This window comes from Pseudomonas sp. 05N434 (genome assembly GCF_056396965.1).
Map to the genome: position 1 here is coordinate 1 of NZ_JBFTMK010000232.1, position 13,812 is coordinate 13,812.

At 59.9% G+C, this 13,812-nt stretch carries 14 protein-coding genes and 3 pseudogenes; 11 read left to right on the forward strand and 6 right to left on the reverse strand.

Features of this window, described 5'->3' with window-relative positions; translation table 11 throughout:
* Nucleotides 1-119: 119 nt before the first annotated feature.
* From AC1DLB_RS15930 to AC1DLB_RS15945, 4 genes and pseudogenes are all read left to right on the forward strand, one after another.
* Nucleotides 120-1,094: pseudogene (locus AC1DLB_RS15930) on the forward strand (3'-5' exonuclease); the annotation flags it as partial.
* 88 nt (nucleotides 1,095-1,182) lie between these two features.
* On the forward strand, nucleotides 1,183-1,623 hold the full coding sequence (locus AC1DLB_RS15935; protein ID WP_477785262.1) for an EamA family transporter: 441 nt from the start codon (nucleotides 1,183-1,185) through the stop codon (nucleotides 1,621-1,623).
* A gap of 99 nt (nucleotides 1,624-1,722) precedes the next feature.
* Nucleotides 1,723-2,157: pseudogene (locus AC1DLB_RS15940) on the forward strand (hypothetical protein); the annotation flags it as partial.
* 75 nt (nucleotides 2,158-2,232) lie between these two features.
* Complete coding sequence (locus AC1DLB_RS15945) at nucleotides 2,233-2,640, forward strand: SMI1/KNR4 family protein (RefSeq protein WP_477785263.1); 408 nt, start codon at nucleotides 2,233-2,235, stop codon at nucleotides 2,638-2,640.
* A 165-nt stretch (nucleotides 2,641-2,805) separates the two neighbouring features.
* Here AC1DLB_RS15945 and AC1DLB_RS15950 read toward each other — a convergent pair whose 3' ends face one another.
* Nucleotides 2,806-4,569 carry a cation:proton antiporter gene (locus AC1DLB_RS15950; RefSeq protein ID WP_477743537.1) on the reverse strand — a complete coding sequence of 588 codons (1,764 nt, stop codon included), beginning with the start codon at nucleotides 4,567-4,569 and terminating at the stop codon, nucleotides 2,806-2,808.
* Between the two features lie 203 nt (nucleotides 4,570-4,772).
* Between AC1DLB_RS15950 and AC1DLB_RS15955 the strand changes: the two genes are divergently transcribed.
* Entirely contained in the window at nucleotides 4,773-5,255 is a 483-nt protein-coding gene (locus AC1DLB_RS15955; protein ID WP_007934430.1) for an acyl-CoA thioesterase, read from the forward strand.
* Nucleotides 5,256-5,335: 80 nt separating this feature from the next.
* Here AC1DLB_RS15955 and pdxY read toward each other — a convergent pair whose 3' ends face one another.
* On the reverse strand, nucleotides 5,336-6,208 hold the full coding sequence (gene pdxY / locus AC1DLB_RS15960) for a pyridoxal kinase PdxY (RefSeq protein ID WP_477785264.1): 873 nt from the start codon (nucleotides 6,206-6,208) through the stop codon (nucleotides 5,336-5,338).
* A 120-nt stretch (nucleotides 6,209-6,328) separates the two neighbouring features.
* Here pdxY and AC1DLB_RS15965 point away from each other — a divergent pair, with 120 nt between their 5' ends.
* Nucleotides 6,329-6,742, forward strand: a complete 414-nt coding sequence (locus AC1DLB_RS15965) for a DUF3301 domain-containing protein (RefSeq protein ID WP_064621161.1) — start codon at nucleotides 6,329-6,331, stop codon at nucleotides 6,740-6,742.
* 35 nt (nucleotides 6,743-6,777) lie between these two features.
* Here AC1DLB_RS15965 and AC1DLB_RS15970 read toward each other — a convergent pair.
* A pseudogene (locus AC1DLB_RS15970) lies at nucleotides 6,778-7,403 on the reverse strand (CobW-like GTP-binding protein).
* 27 nt (nucleotides 7,404-7,430) lie between these two features.
* Here AC1DLB_RS15970 and AC1DLB_RS15975 point away from each other — a divergent pair.
* On the forward strand, nucleotides 7,431-7,787 hold the full coding sequence (locus tag AC1DLB_RS15975; protein ID WP_477785265.1) for an NADH:ubiquinone oxidoreductase: 357 nt from the start codon (nucleotides 7,431-7,433) through the stop codon (nucleotides 7,785-7,787).
* 4 nt (nucleotides 7,788-7,791) lie between these two features.
* Here the strand turns inward: AC1DLB_RS15975 and AC1DLB_RS15980 are convergent, their stop codons facing one another.
* Both AC1DLB_RS15980 and zigA read right to left on the reverse strand, forming a co-directional pair.
* Entirely contained in the window at nucleotides 7,792-8,442 is a 651-nt protein-coding gene (locus AC1DLB_RS15980; RefSeq protein WP_018927361.1) for a DUF1826 domain-containing protein, read from the reverse strand.
* Nucleotides 8,442-9,650 carry a zinc metallochaperone GTPase ZigA gene (zigA, locus tag AC1DLB_RS15985; RefSeq protein ID WP_064621164.1) on the reverse strand — a complete coding sequence of 403 codons (1,209 nt, stop codon included), beginning with the start codon at nucleotides 9,648-9,650 and terminating at the stop codon, nucleotides 8,442-8,444. The genes AC1DLB_RS15980 and zigA overlap by 1 nt, the downstream gene beginning before the upstream one ends.
* A gap of 142 nt (nucleotides 9,651-9,792) precedes the next feature.
* Between zigA and AC1DLB_RS15990 the strand changes: the two genes are divergently transcribed.
* A complete protein-coding gene (locus AC1DLB_RS15990) occupies nucleotides 9,793-10,170 on the forward strand; it encodes a glutamine synthetase (protein ID WP_477743534.1) in 378 nt (125 codons plus the stop codon).
* Here the strand turns inward: AC1DLB_RS15990 and AC1DLB_RS15995 are convergent.
* A complete protein-coding gene (locus AC1DLB_RS15995; RefSeq protein WP_064621166.1) occupies nucleotides 10,167-11,375 on the reverse strand; it encodes an N-acetylmuramoyl-L-alanine amidase in 1,209 nt (402 codons plus the stop codon). The two genes, AC1DLB_RS15990 and AC1DLB_RS15995, sit on opposite strands and share 4 nt — an antisense overlap.
* A gap of 86 nt (nucleotides 11,376-11,461) precedes the next feature.
* Here AC1DLB_RS15995 and folE2 point away from each other — a divergent pair, with 86 nt between their 5' ends.
* The 3 genes from folE2 to AC1DLB_RS16010 form a co-directional block, all read left to right on the forward strand.
* Complete coding sequence (gene folE2, locus AC1DLB_RS16000; protein WP_477743533.1) at nucleotides 11,462-12,358, forward strand: GTP cyclohydrolase FolE2; 897 nt, start codon at nucleotides 11,462-11,464, stop codon at nucleotides 12,356-12,358.
* Nucleotides 12,355-13,023 (forward strand): metal ABC transporter ATP-binding protein, encoded by a 669-nt coding sequence (locus AC1DLB_RS16005; protein ID WP_477743532.1) that lies wholly within the window; start codon nucleotides 12,355-12,357, stop codon nucleotides 13,021-13,023. Before folE2 ends, AC1DLB_RS16005 begins: the two co-directional genes overlap by 4 nt.
* On the forward strand, nucleotides 13,023-13,812 hold a 790-nt coding region (locus tag AC1DLB_RS16010), incomplete at its 3' end, for a metal ABC transporter permease (protein WP_477785266.1). The genes AC1DLB_RS16005 and AC1DLB_RS16010, both read left to right, overlap by 1 nt.

Below are 13,812 nucleotides of genomic sequence, written 5' to 3' on the forward strand. Positions count from 1 at the left end.
GCCCTTGAGCGGGTGATCAACGTTCCGGCCCGTGGCATCGGCGAAAAAACCGTCGAAGCGATTCGCGATCATGCGCGCCACAGCGACGTGTCGATGTGGGAAGCCATGCGTCAGCTGGTGGCCAACAAGGGGCCCTTGAGCGGGTGATCAACGTTCCGGCCCGTGGCATCGGCGAAAAAACCGTCGAAGCGATTCGCGATCATGCGCGCCACAGCGACGTGTCGATGTGGGAAGCCATGCGTCAGCTGGTGGCCAACAAGGGCCTGACCGGGCGCGCTGCCGGTGCACTTGGGGCGTTTATGGAGCTGATCGAGAACCTCGCCGCCAAGTGCATGGAAATGCCGTTGCACCTGATGACCCAGACCGTCATCGAGCAGTCGGGGCTGATCGCCTACCACCAGGCGGAAAAAGGCGAGAAAGGCCAGGCCCGGGTAGAAAACCTTGAGGAACTGGTCAGCGCCGCGCGCAACTTCGAAAACCCGGAAGAGGACGAAGAGCAATCGCCACTGGCGGCATTCCTCGGCCACGCCTCGCTGGAGGCCGGGGACACCCAGGCCGACGAGCACGAAGACAGCATTCAGTTGATGACCCTGCACAGCGCCAAGGGCCTGGAATTCCCTTACGTGTTCMTSRTGGGCATGGAAGAAGGCCTGTTTCCGCACAAAATGAGCCTGGAAGAACCCGGTCGCCTTGAAGAAGAGCGTCGTCTGGCCTATGTCGGTATCACCCGGGCGATGCAGAACCTGGTGCTGACGTATGCTGAAACCCGACGCTTGTACGGCAGCGAGACCTACAACAAGGTGTCGCGTTTCGTACGTGAAGTGCCGAAAGGCCTGATCCAGGAAGTGCGACTGTCCAACAGTGTCAGCCGTCCGTTCGGCGGAGGCCAGCAGCAGAGTTCCAGCAGCCTGTTCGGCGGCAGCGAGATCCCGGACACCGGGTTCAGCCTCGGCCAGACTGTGCGGCATTCGGTGTTCGGCGACGGTGTGATCCTGAATTTCGAAGGCGCCGGTGCTCAAGCGCGGGTGCAGGTGAACTTCAGCGAAGGCAGCAAGTGGCTGATGCTCGGTTACGCCAAGCTGGAAGCGATCTAAAACCTGCCAGTGATTTACTGTGGGGGCGAGCCTGCTCACTCCCACAAGGTTCTGTGTTTCAGATTGATCTTATAAAAGGCGCAAAAACATGGGCTCGGGTTTCTTTTCTTCCTKGACATTCTGGGCCCTGATGTCGGCGGCGTTTGCCGCCATGACCGCGATTTTCGCCAAAATCGGCATCGAAAACGTTAACTCGGACTTCGCCACGCTGCTGCGCACGGTGGTGGTTTTGGTCAGCCTGGCCTTGATTTTGTACGCCACGGGCCAATATCAGTCATTAGGATCGATCTCGGCCAGGAGCTACCTGTTCCTGCTGCTGTCGGGACTGGCCACCGGTGCCTCGTGGATCTGCTACTTCCGCGCGCTGAAACTGGGGCCGGCCTCGTTGGTCGCTCCGGTGGACAAGCTCAGCGTGGTGCTGGTGGCGGTGCTCGGCGTAATTCTGCTGGGTGAAAAACTCGACCTGCGCCAATGGAGCGGAATCGGCCTGATTACGGCCGGTGTCGTCATGCTGGCGCTGCGGCGCTAAGCATCCTTCCTACAGAAGCTATCCACTCGTCCTACAGACTAACGCTAACAGGCCTTATTGCGCTGACTGAAGCTGAACACAACCTGTCAGGCAAAAGCCCGAAACAGCCAAATGGCTCCTTCTTCTCCTGGCGTGGGCGGTGCAGCCGCCACTGCCGGCGCGGCCGGTGCCGCTGGCGCTGCCGCCAAGGCCGGCGGTGCTTCGCGTTGGCTCGGCCCTCTGGCCGGTATCGCGGCCGGTGGCCTGCTGGCTTCCATGTTCATGGGCGGCGGCTTCCAGGGCATGCAGTTCTTCGACATCCTGATCATGGCGGTCATCGCCTTCCTGGTCTTCCGCTTCATTGCCGCTCGTCGTCGCAAACAGCAGGAGCATATGGCTCCGGCCGGCGCGCCGATGCAACGTGAAGTGTTCGAGCAGAAGCCAGCCATGGGTTCGATCTTCGGCGGTTCGGCCGCACCTGTTGCCCGTCCGGTGATCAATGCTCCGGCCTGGTTCAACGAACAGCGCTTCGTTGAAGCCGGGGTTTTCTATTTCACGGTTGCATCTATAGCGAGCTACTGTATAAACCGCCCAAACTAAACCGCGCCATCAAGCAAGAGGATCCCGGACGTGGAAGAAATCATCGAACAACTGCGTGAAGCCAACGAACCGGTACCGGTCCCCTTGGAGTTGCCCGACGAAGATCTGCTGGTAGAAATCGAAGAACAACTGTTCATCGACATTCCCTTCGTATTCAGAGAATTTCTGCTGACCGTCAGCGATGTAGTCTACGGCARCCTGGAGCCGGTGACCGTCACCGACCCGCAATCCCACACCTACCTGCCGGACGTTGCCGCCAACGCCTGGGACGCTGGTGTTGATCGCAGCCTGATCCCGATCTGCCAGGACGGTGACAACTACTACTGCGTCGAAGAAGACGGCACCGTGGTGTTGTGGCTGGCCGAAGAAGAGTTACTCGCCGAAGAAACCTGGGAATCGGTCTGGCACTGGGCACGGGACGTCTGGCTGGAAAGCTGATTTAACCCTGCACGACTTTTTGTAGCAGCTGGCGCAGCCTGCGTTCGGCTGCGAAGCAGTCGTAAACCCTGACACCCGGTTAACCTGAATCACCTCGTAGCCTGATTGGCGACTGCTGCGCAGTCGAACGCAGCCTTCGGCAGCTGCTACAGGGATTCGTCACGCTCAATGCTCGGCCGAATCCTTGTGGTTATCCAGGGTTTCCAGCAAGGCCACCTGCATCCGCGTATGCACGCGGATGAACCAGCGCCAGAGCAGCGCCGCTATCCCAGCCGCGACCACGACAATCAGCACCAGCAACTTGTTGGTCGGCAGAATACTGGCCGACAAGGCCGCCAGCAGCAGGAAAATCACCAGCAGCGAGAGGATCGGGATCACTTCGGCGATCACCCGACGCACTCGCTGCGTGTGGCGGCCGGCCATCTCCGACTTCACCCCCATTTCTGCCAGCAGCATCGACAGCGCCTTGAGCTTGCGATAGGCGGCGATCAGGAACGGCAGCGACAACAGCAACGCCCCACCCCAGATCAACGCTTTCTGCCAGCTCGGGTCGCTGATCCAGTCTTGCAGGTAAACGGACATGCGCTCGGCGAAGAAGGCGCCCGATAAAAAGATCGCAACCACCAGCGCCAGATTAACCCCCACCTGCAACAGAATCCGCCGAATCATCGACGCCAACAGCGCGCCCTCGCCCTGAGGCTGGATGCTGCGCAGCCATTCGCCATACATCCCCAGCACACGAGCCAGGCGCTGCGGCATCACGGCAGCAAGCTTGATCGACAGCGGATCGGCCGCGCGGATCAGATAGGGCGTCAACAACGTGGTGATCACCGAGACGGCCACAGCCACCGGATAGAGAAAGCTGCTGGTGACCTGCAGCGTCATGCCCAGCGCGGCGATGATGAAAGAGAATTCGCCAATCTGTGAAAGCCCCATCCCCACGCGCAGTGAGGTGCGTCCGTCATTGCCGGCGATAAACGCGCCAAGGCCGCAGGACAGCATCTTGCCCAGCACTACCGCCACAGTGATCACCGCAATCGGCCAGGCGTATTGCAGCAGGATCATCGGGTCGAGCATCAGGCCGATGGCGACGAAGAAGATCGCACTGAACAGGTCGCGAACCGGCTCGATCAACTGCTCGATCTTCAGCAGCTGGCGCGATTCGGCCATGATCGCACCGATCAGGAACGCGCCGAGAACCATGCTGTATTCAAGCTTGACCACCAGCAGGCAGAAGCCGAAACACAGGCCCAGCACGGTAATCAGCAACATCTCATTGCTTTCGAATTTCGCCACATAGGCCAGTAGTCGCGGCACCAGCAGAATACCGATGACCAGTGCGACAATCATGAACAGGGAAAGCTTGCCGACGGTGGAAAAGACTTCGCCGGAACTGACCGTGCCGCTGACGGCGATGCTCGACAGCAAGGCGATGATGCCGATACCGAGGATGTCCTCGACGATCAGTACGCCGAAGATCAACTGCGCAAAACGCTCGTTCTTCATCTTCAGGTCGTTGAGCGCCTTGACGATGATGGTGGTCGAGGAAATCGCCAGGATCGCGCCGAGGAACAGCGAATCCATGGTATTCCAGTCGAACCAGCGGCCGATTTCGTAGCCGATCCAGATCATCAGGACGATTTCCAGGAAAGCCGCGATAAACGCCGTGGCGCCGACCTTGAACAGCTTGCGCAGGCTGAACTCCAGCCCCAGGCAGAACATCAGGAAAATCACCCCGAGCTCGGCGAGGGTCTTGATGGTTTCTTCGTCGTGGATCAGGCCGAAGGGCGGCGTGTGCGGGCCGATAATGAAACCGGCGACGATGTAGCCGAGCACCACCGGTTGTTTGAGACGATGAAAGAGCACGGTCACCACACCCGCAATCAACATGATCACTGCCAGATCCTGAATGAAACTGATGGCATGCATGGTGTGTGGCTCCTTCGGGGGTGGGCTTTTGAAGGGTAACACCACGACTTCCGGCGCAAAGACGGTGCAATATATGGAAACAGATCGCTTCGGGCGTGACGGCGCCTCCCCGCCCGGCGTCCCGATAACTGTTGGTTTGAAAAACACCGACAAGCACCCACAGAGGTGCCCCCCAAACCCTGCCTTGAACCCGTGAGTACGTTATGGAACCCGGAAACGCCCAGCTGTCGATGACGGTATTGATGACCCCCGACATGGCCAACTTCTCTGGCAATGTCCACGGCGGCACCCTGCTCAAATACCTCGATGAAGTGGCCTACGCTTGCGCCAGCCGGTATGCCGGCCGTTACGTAGTGACCTTGTCGGTGGATCAGGTGATCTTCCGCGAGCCGATTCATGTCGGTGAGCTGGTGACCTTTCTGGCCTCGGTCAACTACACCGGTAATACCTCGATGGAAGTGGGCATCAAGGTCGTGACCGAGAACATTCGCGAGCGCTCGGTGCGCCACACCAACAGCTGCTTCTTCACCATGGTCGCGGTGGATGACCAGCGTAAACCGGCCTCCGTCCCGCCACTGCAACCGCAGAACAGCGAAGACAAGCGTCGGTACATGCAAGCCCAGCAGCGTCGGCAGATTCGTCAGGAACTGGAAAAGCGCTATCAGGAAATCAAGGGCGACGCTTAAAGCAAAAGATCGCAGCCTGGGCAGCGCCCACAGACGCGCGGGAGCTGCCGAAGGCTGCGATCTTTTCTACCGCCACACCATTACAAACTGATCGCTACCGCCTCGAACCGCACCCGGGGATGGGCGATCCGGTCCTGCGCCCGCACCAGTTCCAGTTCATAGCTGGCACACGCCTGGGTTTCCAGCAGCACTTCATGCACCGCCGCCGCGGTGAATTCGAAGGCGCTCAGCAGACTGTCACCCAGCAGCACACGCGCCAGGAACAGCCCGGAAGTCAGATCGCCAACGCCCACCGGCTGACGCGGGAACGCCAGCAACGGCCGACGCAAGTGCCAGCTGCCTTCAGTGGTCACCAGCAACATCTCGAAGCCATCCGTCAGTTTGCCGGGATAGTCCAGATGCTTGACCAACACCGCCTTCGGACCGCGCGCCAGCAGCGCCCGCGCCATGGCCAGGCAATCGAACAGTGACTGCGCCTTGCGCCCCGAGAAGCTGTTCAGCTCCAGCTGATTCGGGCACATGAAGTCGGCTAACGCCGCCGCCTCTTCCAGCAGGAAATCGCTGACTTCGGCTGGAACACTGCAGCCCTTCTCCGGATGGCCCATCACCGGATCGYAGAGGTACAAGGCTTTGGGATTGATCGATTTGATTCGCTCCACTCCCGCCAGAATYGCCCGCCCTTGGGCCGCGCTGCCGAGGTAGCCGGACAACACGGCGTCGCAGTTGCCCAGTTCGCCAATCGCCGCGATGCCCTCCACCAACTCCGGAATCTGATGCGGGGCCAGCACTTCCCCGGCCCACTGGCCATATTGCGTGTGGTTGGAGAACTGCACGGTATTGAGTGGCCAGACGTTCACCCCGACCCGCTGCATCGGGAAAACCGCGGCGCTGTTGCCAGCGTGGCCGAACACCACATGGGACTGGATGGCGAGCAGATGGGGCGTACGTTTCATGCGGTGAGTTTTCCATAAACCGATTGAAATTCGAGCCGCGCAGTATGCGACTAAACGCAGCCTGTACGACAGACCAGAGACGCAGTTAAGCTGACACTATCTTGTTGGAGCACCCTGTTGATGCTGACCCTAGGAAATATCTTCGTGCTGATGCTGCTCGCCACCGGTGGCGCATGGCTGTGGCACAACCACGGCTTGCGCGAACGCGCACTGGAGCGGGTTCAGCAGCATTGCGCCAAGCTGCGGATCGAGCTGCTGGACGGCAACGTAGCCTTGAAGAAGATCGCTTTCATTAAAGACGCCAACGGCCGTCGGCGCCTGGCCCGTGTGTATAACTTCGAATTTACCGTGACCGGCGAAACCCGCCACAACGGCACCATCACTCAGTTCGGCGCCCATAGCGCACACATCGAGCTCGCGCCCTATCCAATGCCATTCGACGACACACCGCCGGTGGTCGAAGTCGCAAAACCCAGCGCCGAGGTGATTGAATTGAGCCAGTGGCGGCAAGAACACACCAAGTGGCGTCCCTGAAGATCAAAAGATCGCAGCCTGCGATTTTTTGATCTTCAAACCGACCGGCAATCGGCCAGATCTCTTTGCAGCGACTCAACATCCTGCACTTCACTGAAAATCAGCTCGATGCGCGAATCCCGTCGCCATTCGCTGGGTTGCCAATCCAGTAACGAGTTATTCAGCGCGTTGGCCGACACCCAACCTCTGCCTTGTTCAGCAACAGCAACCCGGCACTGTCCAAGGCTTGCAGTTGCGCCGCTGGCAGCGGTTTTCCAGCCGCGAGCGCCTGGGCGTCCAGCACCAGCACGCAAGGCTGCACCGCCAGGACGCCTTGCCACGACGCCTCGCTCAATTGCCTGAGCAACTGCGCCGGATGCCCCAGCCCGGAGGGCTCGATGAACAGTCGATCCGGTCGTGCCTTGCGCAGCAGCCGCCCGAGGCCGATCTGAAACGGCGCACCATTGACGCAACACAAACACCCCCCGGCCACTTCCCCCAGTGCGATACCATCGACGTCCTGGGTCAGCAGCGCAGCATCCAGGCCGATCTGGCCGAACTCGTTGATCAGCACCGCCCAGCGCTCACCGGCCGGCCGCTGCGCCAGCAGGTGCTTGATCAGACTGGTCTTGCCGGCACCCAGCGGGCCGGCGATGACGTGGGTGGGAATGTTCTGCAACATGGTCGAAGTTTTCTGAGGAGGTAAAGGATGCGGTTGATGGGATGGTCGTTGCTTCTGGCGCTCATGTCGGGTGAAGCGCTGGCCCAAGCCTGCGTGGTACATAGTACGGCTGAGCGGCTGGACGTGAAGGTCTGCCAGCAGAACCGCAACATCCCGGAAAAACTGTTCGCCGACGGCTTCTGCCAGYCGAATCTGGCCGGGCAGAAAGTCGAGGTGCAGTACGTCGACCAATGCCCCGCCGGCGCGTTCGGGGTATGCAGCAACGCTCAAGTCGCCAATATGCCTTACCGGCAGGATATTCACTATTACGGCGTGGCCACCGATGCGGCGTATCTGAAGCCGTTTTGCGAAGCCCAGAGCCAGGGAACCTGGCTCAAACCTTGAGCTGTCAGCCCAGCCAGTCGAGGGTCAGGATCAAACGACGCTCGCCCGGTGCCGGCTGCGGCGAACGGTGAACCAGACCGAAACCTTCGTTGCCGTGCCACTTCTCTCCTTTAAGCAGCGCCACTTCGCCGCTGGAGATACGCTGGATCAGCGAATCATCCTGGGGTTCGGCGTCAGGCTCGCCTAATCGGCGGCGATCCATCGCCCCTTCTTTCAGCCACTGGCTGCCGACCCCTGCGTAGGTAGTGATCAACCGCACCGGCACATGATCGACGTGGAAACGCGGGCACATGGCTTTGTCCAGAACCCGCAGGCGTAGGCCGATGCGTTGGGCGCCCAACAGGCAGGCGAACGCGCTGACCAGCCAGGAAACGTCGGCGATAAAACCTTCGTAACCTTCAAGATCGCTGAAGCCTGAGGCTAAACCGTGGAGATTGGGTTCGGCTTCATCACTGGCCATTTCAAGGGAAAGCGACTCGGCCAGCGGCTGGTTCAGGGACAACAGCAAGCGACCGAAATCGGCAATGTGCGCCGGCAGTTGGCGTTGCCAGAGGGCGAGGTTCACACCGTCGTCCAGAATCCCGGTCAGCACCTTTGGCGTTTCACCTTGAACCTGAGCAATGAGCGGTCGCCGCTTCAGACTGGGCGCCAGCATCAGGCAGCCGCCTCTTCGTGCCAGAGACCGAACGGATCGGGCAACAGCCGCCACCCCTCGACGCCCAAGACCATTTCATCATCCGTCAGCAGGCAGTTATCAAGTTCGGCGGTGAGTTGTGCAAAGTCGATGTTCTGACCGATAAACACCAGTTCCTGCCGGCAATCGCCGGTGGCGGCCGTCCAGTTCTCCATGATCCCGGCGGTGCTTTCTTCGTCTTGCGGCCACTGGTTTTTCGGCACGAAACGCCACCAGCGCCCGGCAAACCCGTAACGCATCAAGCCGCCGGCCTGGGACCAGCTGCCGGCATCCATGTGTTTGCTGGCCAGCCAGAAAAAGCCCTTGGAACGCAGCAGTTTGCCGTTCACCCACGGGCGATCGATGAAGCTGAAAAAACGCTGCGGATGAAACGGTCGCCGCGCCCGATAAGCCGTGGAGGCAATACCGTACTCCTCGGTTTCCGGCACGTGTTCACCGCGCAATTCCTGTAACCATCCTGGTGCCTGAGCGGCCTTCTCGAAGTCGAAACGCCCAGTGTTGAGGATTTTCTTGAGCGGCACTTCACCCATGACCATCGGAATGATCTCGGCCTGGGCATTGAGCCGTTCGAGGATCGCGATCAGCTCCTGGCGTTCGCGGCTGCTGATCAAATCGATCTTGCTGATCAGGATCACGTCGGCGAATTCGATCTGCTCGATCAACAGGTCAGTGATCGAGCGCTCGTCCTCCTCGCCCAGGGTTTCACCACGGGAAGCGAGGCTTTCGGCGGCTTGGTAGTCGAGCAGGAAGTTCATGCCGTCGACCACGGTGACCATGGTGTCGAGCCGCGCAATGTCGGCCAGGCTCTGCCCTTCTTCATCGCGAAAGGTGAAGGTTTCCGCCACGGGCAGCGGCTCGGAAATGCCGGTGGACTCGATCAGCAGATAATCGAAACGACCGTCCCTGGCGAGTTTGCTGACTTCTTCGAGCAGGTCTTCGCGCAACGTACAGCAAATGCAACCGTTGCTCATTTCCACGAGTTTTTCTTCGGCACGGTTCAGGCTGACATCGCGTTGAACTTCACTGCCATCGATGTTGATTTCGCTCATGTCGTTGACGATCACYGCGACCCGCAGATTATCGCGATTACGTAGTACGTAATTCAGCAGTGTACTTTTTCCGGCGCCGAGAAAGCCCGACAGGACGGTCACGGGAAGACGATTGGGCATCAGGTATTCCTCACAGGGATGCCCGGTCGCAATGTCGGGCTTAATTTATGTTATAGTATAACAATACAAACAAGCCACTCTCCTCTTGCTCACCGCGACAAAGAGCACGATGCTTTAACCTGTCCGCTCCTTGAGAAATGCCATGGGAAACGCTCTGAGATTCTCGTTGTTGAGCCTTTCGCTGCTGATCGCAGTCAATGCCTGGGGACAAATCCCCAGCCTGGCCAAATGCACCCGCAGCGCCAATCTGCTGGCCTGCGTGGATGCCGACGGCAATGCCTACAGCGTTAACACCGTCGGTAGCACGATCTACTTGCGCGGCTTTGAAGTGGCCGGCAAACGCCATTGGGCGCAAACCAACAGCCGCTACGGGCAACTGACGTTCTTTACCGGCCTCGCATCCGATGGCGAAGCCTGGGTCGGTTACAACCGCCGGGTTGGCTGGACAACCATCAATCGGTTCTCCAGTTCCGGGGGCAGCAGCGCGAAGTTCACCTGTAGCCGGATGACCGGTTGCTAGGCCTGTGCCTTTTTCTGCTCCTGCTGCCAGGCGATATAGCTGTTCATTGGGGGATTCTTCTGGAAGTAACGCTGCAAGCCTTCGAATAAACCATCCGCCACGGCCTGCTGATGCCGCGCCGTCACCAGTCGCTGGCTGTCGCGGGCGTTCGAGATGAAGCCGGTTTCCACCAGAATCGACGGCACATCCGGCGACTTCAACACCGCAAATCCCGCCTGCTCCACACGCTTCTGATGCAGCGTGGTAATGCCCGCCAGACTGCCGAGCACCGTGTTGCCCAACTGCAAACTGGCGGCGATGGTGGCGTTCATCGACATGTCGAGAATCACCCCGGCGAGCATCGGGTCCTTGTCCTTGAGATTGAGCAGGCTGGTGGCGCCCAACAGGTCCGCGCCGTTCTCCCGTTGCGCCATGAAACGCGCCGTGGCCGAGGTCGCACCGCCTTCGGACAGGCAGTACACCGACGCACCTGAAGCGGTGAGGCGCGGCGCGGCGTCCGCATGGACCGAGATGAACATGTCGGCCTTGTGCTTGCGGGCGATCTCCACGCGCTTGCGCAGCGGGACGAAGAAGTCGTCGTTACGCACCAGTTTCACGTCGAAGCCCTTTTCACGCTTCAGCCTCTTGGCCAACAGCTGGGCGATCGATAGCACCACGTCTTTCTCCCGCTCACCTTTGGCGCCGACYGCGCCCGGGTCTTTGCCGCCGTGACCAGGGTCGACCACCACAATGATGTCGCGCTTGGGATGAGCCTTGTCGATGATGGGCTCACGTTTTTCCGACGGCGCCGCCGCGATCTGTAGCGGAGCAATGGCCTTCAGATCGAGCACCAATCGGTGCCCCTGCCCATCCTGTGGTGGCAACAGGAAGCTGTTGAGCTGCACCGGACCGCTGAGGTCGAGGACGATCCGCGTATCGCCCTGACCGAAATGCCCGGAACGGATCGCGCGAATCACCGAGTTGTCGAGCGCCAGCTGACTGAAGTCGCCACTGAAGTTGGCGCCACTCAGATCGATGATCAGCCGCTCCGGAGCACTCAGGGAAAAAGTTTTGTACTGCACCGGCCCGCTCAGATCGAACACCAGTCGCAGCTTGTCGTCCGAACGCCACAGTCGTGCATTGCGAATTTGCGTGGCCGACACACCAAAAGGTAACGCAAAGGCCGCGCTGGCCAGAATCAGGTTGAGCAAGTGACGTCTGTGCATGATGAAAGCTCGTTCACGAAAAAGGCATCGTCGATTTGATTGTTATAATATAACATGYCAAATCAACTCCCACGATGGACCTGCTCATGAATGCGCTGACTCTGCCGGATATCGCCGCGCAGGCCTCACGCCAAGCCCTGCCACTCGATTGGGTGGGCATGTGCGGCATTGCTCTTCCTGTTTTATTCGATGGCCAGCGACTGAGTGCAAAAGCCGACGCTGGCGTTAGCCTCGACGATGGAGAGGCGCGTGGCATCCATATGTCGCGGCTGTACCTGGCGCTGGAAATGCTTGAGCAGGAAAACCTTTCACCCTCGTTGTTGCGGCGAGTCTTGCTGAGTTTTCTCGAGACTCATGAAGGACTTTCCCACAACGCTTACCTAAAAATTCACACCGAACTTCTGCTCAAAAGACCCGCGCTCGTCAGTCCGTTGTCCGGCTGGAAAACCTATCCGGTGAGCATCGAAGCGAGTCTGAAAAACGCGATGTTCCACGTGGAACTAAAAATCGACGTTCCATATTCCTCAACCTGTCCATGCTCAGCAGCGCTCTCGAGGCAGTTGATTCAGCAGCAATTCGTTGATGACTTCGCCAATCAACCATTGCAACACGAAGACGTTCTGGCTTGGCTCGGTTCCACGAAAGGCATCGTCGCGACGCCGCATAGCCAACGCAGTAATGCGCAATTGCAGCTGCGTCTGGATGACTATCTGGATGACCTGCCGTTGATCGCCGCGATCAACGACGCGGAAGCCGTTCTCGGCACTGCTGTGCAAACCGCCGTGAAACGCGCCGACGAACAAGCTTTCGCCCTCGCCAACGGTCAGAACCTGATGTTCTGCGAAGATGCCGCGCGACGCTTGAACCTGGCATTGAAACGCTCCCCGGGCATCAACGCCTTTCACGTGCGAGTCGTCCACGCTGAAAGCCTTCACGCCCATGATGCCGTCGCCGAAAGCCGCTGGAACTGGGAGGCCGCATGATTCGATGCCAAGCCTTGCGCTGGGGCGCACCCGGTCAGCCGCTCACTCCAGCGGTTGATTTCGAACTGCCCAAGGGGAGTCTGACCGCCGTCATCGGCGCCAACGGGTCGGGCAAAAGCAGCCTGCTGAAAGTCATCGCCGGCCTGCAAAAGCCACTGGCCGGCAACGTCGTCATTGATGTTCCACGCAAGGGCGGCCTTTCGTTCCTGCCTCAGCAACAACACCTGGACCGACAATTCCCCATCAGTCTGCAAGAGTTAGTGGCCGCAGGTTTCTGGGGCATCAAGCAAACTCCGGAAATTCGCAGCCAGCGACTCAAGGCTGCACTGGAAGACTGGTGCCTGACCGGTCTGGAACATCGCCCGTTAATGGCCCTCTCCGGAGGCGAATTGCAACGTGCCCTACTCGCCCGACTGAGCCTTGCCGAAGCGCCCTTGCTGCTGCTCGACGAACCCCACGCCGCGCTCGACGAACTCGGCCAGGCGCTGCTCTGGAAACACCTCCACGCCTGGCATGCAGACGGTCGAACCCTGGTCGTGGTGTGTCATGACCTGGCCGCCGTGCGCCAACAGATTCCACAAGCGCTACTGATCAAAAGCAGCGGCTGCGTCCTCGGCCCCAGTACCGAGCTGATTCGCCAACAACCTCAGACGCAGGTGGCTTGATGATCGCCGCTGCTCACCTTTGGCAACCGTTTCACGAATTCGTATTCATGCGTCGGGCACTGCTGGGTGGCCTTGTTCTGGCCTGTAGTACGGCGCCGCTTGGGGTGTTTCTGATCCTGCGGCGCATGAGTCTGATCGGCGACGCAGTGGCTCACGGCATCTTGCCCGGCGCCGCATTGGGCTTCTGGTACGCAGGCTTGAGCCTGCCCGCGCTGACCATTGGCGGCCTCGGTGCCGGCTTGAGCATGGCCGGACTGGCCGCCTGGATTACCCGCCGCACCGGCTTGCGGGAGGACGCGAGCCTGGCCGCGATTTACCCGATATCGCTGGCCAGCGGCGTGCTTATCCTCGGTATCGCCGGCAAGCGGCTGGACCTGTTGCACCTGTTATTCGGTTCGGCGCTGGCGGTCGATGGCCCGACCTTGACCGGCATGCTCTGGGTCTCGGGCTTCAGCCTGCTCGCCATGGCCCTGATCTACAAACCACTGTTGCTGGACACCCTCGACCCGCTCTTTCTGCAAACCGTCAGCCGTCTCGGGCCGCTGGCTCACGGGGTATTTCTGACGTTGGTGGTGCTGAACCTGGTGATCGGTTTCCAGGCTATCGGCGCGCTGATGGTGGTCGGTTTGATGATGCTGCCGGCCGCCGCTTCTCGCTTCTGGAGTCGTCGTTTGCCGGTGCTGATCATCATCGCCGCGTTGCTCGGCAGCCTCTCGGTCTGGCTCGGATTGTTGCTGTCGTTCTACTACTCGCTGCCCAGCGGCCCGGCAATCGTGCTGGTGGCTGGCG